Raw genomic sequence first — 6,810 nt, forward strand, 5'->3', positions numbered from 1 at the left:
CCGCGATCGTCGCATCGAAGCCCTTGGTGGCGGCGAACTTGCGCAGGTCCTTGGAGAGCGCTTCGCTCGTGCCCGATTGCGAGCCATAGAGGATCGTGAGCGCCGTCCCAGCCTCCGGCTCTGCCGACCCCGCCTTCGCCGCCGTCGACAGTGCATAGAGGCCCGTGAAAAGGCCACTCAGCCACAGGCGCTGCTCCTCGTCGAAGGGCGCATCGGCGGGAATGAAGTCGGGCACCTTGGCCGCCGGCGGCGACGCGATCGTGCTCGCCAGCAGTTTCATCATGGTCGTGTCGTGCTCGGTCATCCGTTCTTCTCCCGGGGAGGTCGCTGTCAGGAGGCGAGGTCGAGGGGGGACAGGAGCGCGGGCAGCGCGGCATCCTCCGTGCGGCGCACGAAGGAGAGGAACGTCTCGCCCGCCTCGCGCTCGGCGAGGTAGTGCGCGATCACGCCCTCGATCACCGCGTTGATGCCGGTCGAGGGGATGGGCCCGCAGAGGGGGCGCCCGACCCCTTTGTCGCCGTCGCTGCCCCCGCCGAGGACGACGTAATAGCCCTCCGAGCCGTCCGGCAGCGTGGCGCCCATCAGCCCGATGTCGCCAATGTAATGCTGAGCGCAGGAGTTGGGGCAGCCCGTCAGGTGGATGTTGATGGGCTGATCCAGCGTGAAGCGGCTCTCGAGATGGCGGACGAGGGCTGTGCCGTCCTCCTTGGTATAGGCAAGCGCCAGTTTGCAGCCGGCCTTGCCCGTGCAGCCGACGGCACCGGCCGCGAAGGCGGTGGCGCTGGTGGCGAGCCCCGCCTCGGCGAGCGCTGTCTCCACTTCGGCCATGCGCGCAGCCGGGAGATGGGGGATCAGCAGGTTCTGCCAGACGGTCAGCCGTAGGTCGTTGTCGCCCGTCTCCATGGCGAGCCGGCCGATCACCCGCATCTGCGCCGGCGAGAGGCGGCCCATTTCGAGCGCGATCCCCACATAGGACAGCCCGTCCTGGCGCTGAGGATGGGCGCCGATATGAGCCTGGCGATCAACGGTCGGGCGCGGCCTGTCATGCTCGCTCGAGAGCGGCGTCAGCCGGAAACCGGCGTCGAGGGCATCGAGCTTCTCCTGCGTGCGGGCGATGAACCAATCGACGCCCTCGCGGTCGAGCAGGTACTTCAAACGCGCTTTCTTCCGGTTCGTGCGGTCCGCATGTTCGCAGAAGACATGCAGCATCGCGTAGCCCGCCATCACGCTCTGCTCCGGTGTGCAGACCATGCCCGTCTCACGCGTCAGATCCCGGTGCCCACTGATCCCGCCAAGGCCGATACGGCAGTAGATCCCAGGCTCCAGGCCCGCGCCTTCGCCGATCTCGACGGCCTGAAAGGCAATGTCGTTGCTATCGGCGACGCAGGAGATCGTGCCGCCATTGTCGAAGGAGATGTTGAACTTCCGCGGCAGGGCGCGCAGCTCGCGGGTGTTGAGCACGAGGTTCGAGAGCCGGCGGGTGAAGGGCGAGAGGTCGATCAACTCCAGCCGGTCAAAGCCGGCCGTGGGCGAGGCGGTCATATTGCGCGCTGAGTCCGCGCCCGAGCCCTGGCAGGAAAGCCCCGCCTCGTTCAGCGCGTCGATGACGTTGAGCACATCCTTGGGTTCGATCTCACGGATCTGGATATTGCCCCGCGTCGTCACATGCGCGTAGCCACCGCCGAAGGTCTCGGCAATAGCGGCAAGCGCCAGCATCTGATCGCCGCGCAGCCGGCAGGCAGGTATGCGCAGGCGCACCATGTAGCCCGGGCTCGTGGGCTCGACGTTGAAGAAGCCCAGGTGGCGCAGCAGGAACTGGTCGAGCCCCGTGGCGATCTCGTTCTTGGCGGTCCAATGCTCCAGCCTCTCCCAAAGATCGAGGGGATGCAGCTTGTACTTCGCCACCTCCTCTTTGCAGAGGTCCTCAAGCGGCGTGCCATGAACTGCCTCTGGGGCCGGCGCTGCCTGGGTGCCACCGCCTGCCTGGAAGAGATTCTGCAGTTCGAGCTTGCCGAGCGCATCGACGAGGCAGGCGACCTGCTCCGGTGTGAAGCCCTTCTGGCGCTGTCCCTTTTCGCGGTAGGATCCATCCATCTCGACTATCCCTGGCAATTCTCTGGGTGGGCGACGGGCTCAGCGAGCGTTGGTCGGCGGGAGAACCCCGATGAGCGCGACTGACAGGCGATCACCGGCCGGTGGGTCGCTTGGTATATAAGCTAACGCTCAGTCTGCGAACGGGCAGCGTCAGCAAAGCGCGTCGCGCAGCCAATGGCATCGCCTTTGGCAAGCGATGCAACGCCGCGGACGCCGCCCCTGAGCAGAACCGAAGGGCGAGTAGCCCGGGCGCCCTTGGCGACTCACCCTGCCTTTCTGACCGGTTGCTCACCGCTTGCTCGGCACCCTGCTAGACTGCCGCGCCATGGCCAACGCCGATACCCCACCCCCACCCCCTGATGCCAGCGCTCGCGCGCGCGCCAGGGCTTATGCGCGCGAGCACGTTACGGACCCCCGTTTGGCGAGTGCCGTCGCGGCTGGCTTCGACGCCCCTTTTTTCCAAGCGGGCCTCGCCGGTTATTCCGACGGCGCCATGCGCTTGATCGCCCGCGCCCACGGCGCCCCCTTTTGCATCACCGAGGCGCTACTCGATCGCAAGCTCGTCGACGGCGGTCGCGGCAAGCGCCAAGAGGATCCAGACCTCTTGCGGAAGGAGGCGCGCGGCCTAGGCGACCTGGAGGAGAACGCCGTCGCCCGCCTAGACGATCACCCGGTCGCTGGACAGGTGATGGGCACGGAGCCCGAGTGGATGGCGCGTGGCGCCGTGGCGCTGGCGGAGATGGGCTACGACGTAGTGGATGTAAACCTCGCCTGCCCGGTGAAGAAAATTCGTAAGCGTCGCCGCGGCGGCCACTTCCTGGCGGCACCGGACGACGCCATCGCTATCCTGCGCGCCGTACGCGCAGCCGTGCCTGCGCAAGTGCCCTGCACGGTCAAGCTACGCCGCGCCTTCGACGACACGCCGCAGATGGCCGATGCCTTCGAACGTATCTTCGACGCCGCCTACGAGACTGGCTACGCCGTGGCAACGGTGCATGCGCGCACCGTGGAGCAGAAGTACAACGGCCCGGCCCGCTGGCCCTTCCTTCGCGAACTGGTGCGCCGCTACCCCGACCGACTGATCTTCGGCAGCGGGGATGTGTGGACCGTAGACGACATCTTCCTGATGCTGGCGGACACGGGCGTGCACGCAGTGTCCGTCGCCCGCGGGTGTATCGGCAACCCGTGGATCTTCCGTCAGGCCCGCGCACTGATGGCCGGCGGCGAGGTGCTGGTGCCGACGCTCACTGAGCAACGCGAGGTACTGCTCACGCACCACAGGCTCGCCATGCGCCTGTACGGCGAGCGCAGCGCCACCCGCCAAATGCGCAAGTTCGGTATCCGCTTCTCGACTCACCACCCTTTCGCCCCAAATGACGTTCGCCGAGCGTTCACCCGCGTCGATTGCGCTGCCGCGTGGCAGGGCGTGCTCGAAGAACACTACGCGACACCCGCCGCGGCGAGCGCCGCCGGCTAGCGCTATGCGCAACGGTTCATTGGTGCCGACCCAACACAGGCGAGGGCAGCACAGGAGCGCCGCTTGAAGGTACTGGTCACAGGATCCTCCGGCTGGCTGGGCCGCTACCTCATCCCGCTGCTCGACGCCAACGGCCACCAGACCATCGGCCTAGATGTGGCCCCGTCGGACCTAACGCTCATCAACGCTAGCGTCGTCGACAAGGACGCGGTGAGCGCTGCGTTCGCAGCGCACGACTTCGACGCAGTGATTCACGCCGGCGCCCTGCACAAACCCGATATCGCTCGCTACCCGCAGCAAGCGTTCGTCGACGTCAACGTGACAGGCACGCTGAATCTGCTGGAGGCCGCCAGCGCGAAGCCCGGAACGCGGTTTGTCTTCACATCGACGACCTCGCTCATGATCAGCCAGGCGATTCGCAACGAGCAGAGCGAGGCGGCAATCTGGCTGGATGAGCGCTCGGGCCCGATCGAGCCGCGCAATATCTACGGCGCGACAAAGCTCGCCGCGGAAGCCCTCTGCCGACAGCACCATATCGACTTTGGCCTCGACGTTATCGTGCTGCGCACCTCGCGTTTCTTCCCCGAAGACGACGATACGCACCATCAGCTAAGCGGGCTCAACATGAAGGCCAATGAGCTACTCAACCGGCGGGCCACCGTGGAGGACATGGCGAGGGCGCACCTGGCCGCGCTCGAACGGGTGGCTGAAGTCGGTTTCGGCCTCTACCTCGTCTGCGCCCCCACGCCGTTCTCGCGCCAGGACGTTCTTGAGCTCAAGCAGGACGCCGCCAGCGTCGTTCGCCGCTTGTACCCGCGCGCTGGCGAGCTGTATGCCGAACAGGGTTGGCAGCTGCCGAGGCACATCGGACGCATCTACGACGGGTCGCTCATCACTCGCGCGCTCGGTTTCGCTTACGAGACTCGATTCGAAGATGTGCTCGACGCCCTCGCGGCAGGCGAGCCAACGCCGCTGGCGCACGATGCGGCGTACACATCGCCGCTGGCACGGTGAGCTGGGGCCCTAGCCGCGTGTCGCTCGCGAACCTAAGTCAGATTGCTGGCTTACTCCTTAGATGACACCACGCGCGGATGCCCCTCGAGCCGGTAACGAATTCCGTACTCGCGAGCCTTCGCCTCGAAGTCTGCCAGCTGCTCAGCGGGCAGAATCTCCCCCACGCCCTGCACCTCGAACAGGTCACCCGCGTACAACAATACCAGCAGGAAGGCGACCAGCGCTTCCGTGCTGGTGAAGTTGCAGTGGCCGTAACGGTCGTAAGGGATATGAAAGTGCTGCGTGAGATAGTCGAGATTCAGCACCGTCTTCAACACGTAGATCGGCGCATGGAAGTACGGCACTTGCTCGTCGGCAGTCGTGTGGATGGTGATCAGCGGCCGATCGAGACTGCCGGTGGTTTGGTAGTTTTCAATCTCGGCCAGCGCAGCCGGGTCAGCCTCCACCCGCTGCACGCGATCGTTGATCAGCTCAGCGAGGCGGACGCCGCCGAACACCTTGTCGGTGTTGCCGAAGGGAAAACCCCCGAGTACTTGCGTGGCGTCGTCGTAGTTGACCACCGCGTAGCGCAGCACAGCCTCGGCACTGTTGATCGCGCTGGTCAGAAAGTCGTTTGGATCCACCGGCAACTCGGCGGACGCGACCCACTCGAGCAGGCGCCCCGGGTTCGCCCGTAGGGCGGGTTCGATCGCCTGGAAGAAGTAGTCGGGCCAGTTGTCGGCGATGTCCTGGGGCTCGTTGAAGGGACCGCCCGGGAGCAGACCGGGCCAGAGCACTTCGAACACGAGGCGAGCGTTGCCAAAGTATTCGAGCTGCAGGTTGAAGTCTCCGATCGGCCCACAGGCGGCGACGCCACCATCGATTACCTCCGGGCTTCCTTCGGTGAGCAGCGTCGTGATGATGCCGCCCTCGGACGCTCCCACGAGGTACACTCGCTCCGGAGCCCCCTGCTCCTCCGTGAAGATATCGACGAGATCGAGGATGTCGTCCGAGCCCTGGAGGATGGCGAGGCCGGTCTTGGAGTAGCTGTTGGTGGCGAAGCCGTAGCCCAGGCCGTTGAACAGGTCGTCCAAGCAAACGTCGTCGAAGCAGAGCTGATCCTCCGGGATGCTGACCGGCTCCGTCGCATCCTGGAAACCGTGGGCCCAAATCACCAGCCGGTTGTTGTAGTCCTCGGCTGGGGGCATGCAGATGCGGTAGATGGAGCCGCTGTCCTGCAGCGCGTCTGGCCCGCAGGTCGACTGGGCAGCGGACGGAGCGATGGGACCGAAGGCAAGCAGCACGAAGGCGGCGATCAGCGTTAGCGAGAGCTTCATGAGGACGAACGACTCCGGCGGGTGGAGCGAGGGAAACAGCGCGCGGCCCCGCGACCACGGACCATTACCCCGCAGCGTACGCCTCGCGCTCCGCACGTCGCAAGCGCATCTCACCCCGCACCGCACCAACGGCGCGGCGACCTTGCTGCTACGGGCTCAGTAGCTAAGTAGCGACTCGACTCGACGCTCGGGCAGGCGTTCGCGACCGTTCAGAAACGCCAGCTCGATCACCACCGAGACCGCAACCACCCGCGCACCTAGTGCTTCCACTAGGCCCACGGTTGCACTCATCGTGCCCCCCGTCGCCAGCAGGTCGTCCACCACGAGCACTCGGTCGCTGGGATGGACGCCGTCCTCATGAATCTCGAGCGTGTCTTGACCGTACTCCAGATCATAGGACTGCGATTGAGTGCGCCAGGGCAACTTGCCGGGCTTGCGCGCCGGAGTGAAGCCCAAACCCAGCTCCAAGGCAAGGGGCACGCCGAAGATGAAGCCACGGGACTCGATGCCGACGATGCGATCGAGCTGCAGGTCCTCGATCTGGTCCGCCATCGTGCGGATCGCAAGACGCAGGCCTGCGGCGTCGGCGAGCAGGGGCGTGATGTCCTTGAAGACGATCCCCGGTTTGGGGAAGTCAGGCACGTCGCGGATCAGGCGGGCGAGATCGTCCATGATGATCAAGAAGCTCCCGAGGCGGTTGGAGCGCTAATGGTACCAGCTCGGTCCTAGTGTCCTGAGTTAGAAGTTCGTTGATGACTTCGCGGCACCTTTTCGCCCCTGAACACGTTGCTCCTCCTCCCGTGGGACCTGCCACGCTCGTCCTCGCGCCGCGCTCAGGGACAAAAACTCGCCTGCGAATTCATCAACGAACTTCTAACTCAGGACACTAGCTAGGGGCCGGGCCGCAAG

At 65.6% G+C, this 6,810-nt stretch carries 6 protein-coding genes; 2 read left to right on the forward strand and 4 right to left on the reverse strand.

What is annotated here, in order from left to right; translation table 11 throughout:
* Together AAGA68_27095 and AAGA68_27100 are read right to left on the reverse strand one after the other, a co-directional pair.
* The coding region (locus AAGA68_27095) for a hypothetical protein (protein MEM9388738.1) at positions 1-304 on the reverse strand (304 nt) is incomplete at its 3' end.
* 26 nt (positions 305-330) lie between these two features.
* Positions 331-2,094 carry a NirA family protein gene (locus AAGA68_27100; GenBank protein ID MEM9388739.1) on the reverse strand — a complete coding sequence of 588 codons (1,764 nt, stop codon included), beginning with the start codon at positions 2,092-2,094 and terminating at the stop codon, positions 331-333.
* Positions 2,095-2,419: 325 nt separating this feature from the next.
* Between AAGA68_27100 and AAGA68_27105 the strand changes: the two genes are divergently transcribed.
* A complete protein-coding gene (locus tag AAGA68_27105; protein ID MEM9388740.1) occupies positions 2,420-3,571 on the forward strand; it encodes a tRNA-dihydrouridine synthase family protein in 1,152 nt (383 codons plus the stop codon).
* A 63-nt stretch (positions 3,572-3,634) separates the two neighbouring features.
* A complete protein-coding gene (locus tag AAGA68_27110; GenBank protein ID MEM9388741.1) occupies positions 3,635-4,585 on the forward strand; it encodes an NAD(P)-dependent oxidoreductase in 951 nt (316 codons plus the stop codon).
* Positions 4,586-4,635: 50 nt separating this feature from the next.
* Here the strand turns inward: AAGA68_27110 and AAGA68_27115 are convergent, their stop codons facing one another.
* Positions 4,636-5,901 carry an alpha/beta hydrolase gene (locus AAGA68_27115; GenBank protein ID MEM9388742.1) on the reverse strand — a complete coding sequence of 422 codons (1,266 nt, stop codon included), beginning with the start codon at positions 5,899-5,901 and terminating at the stop codon, positions 4,636-4,638.
* A gap of 156 nt (positions 5,902-6,057) precedes the next feature.
* The gene (locus tag AAGA68_27120; GenBank protein ID MEM9388743.1) at positions 6,058-6,573 is read right to left on the reverse strand and encodes an adenine phosphoribosyltransferase; all 516 of its coding nucleotides are present in this window, start codon (positions 6,571-6,573) and stop codon (positions 6,058-6,060) included.
* Positions 6,574-6,810 lie beyond the last annotated feature (237 nt).

The organism is Pseudomonadota bacterium (genome assembly GCA_039193195.1).
GTDB lineage: Bacteria > Pseudomonadota > Gammaproteobacteria > Steroidobacterales > JBCBZW01 > JBCBZW01.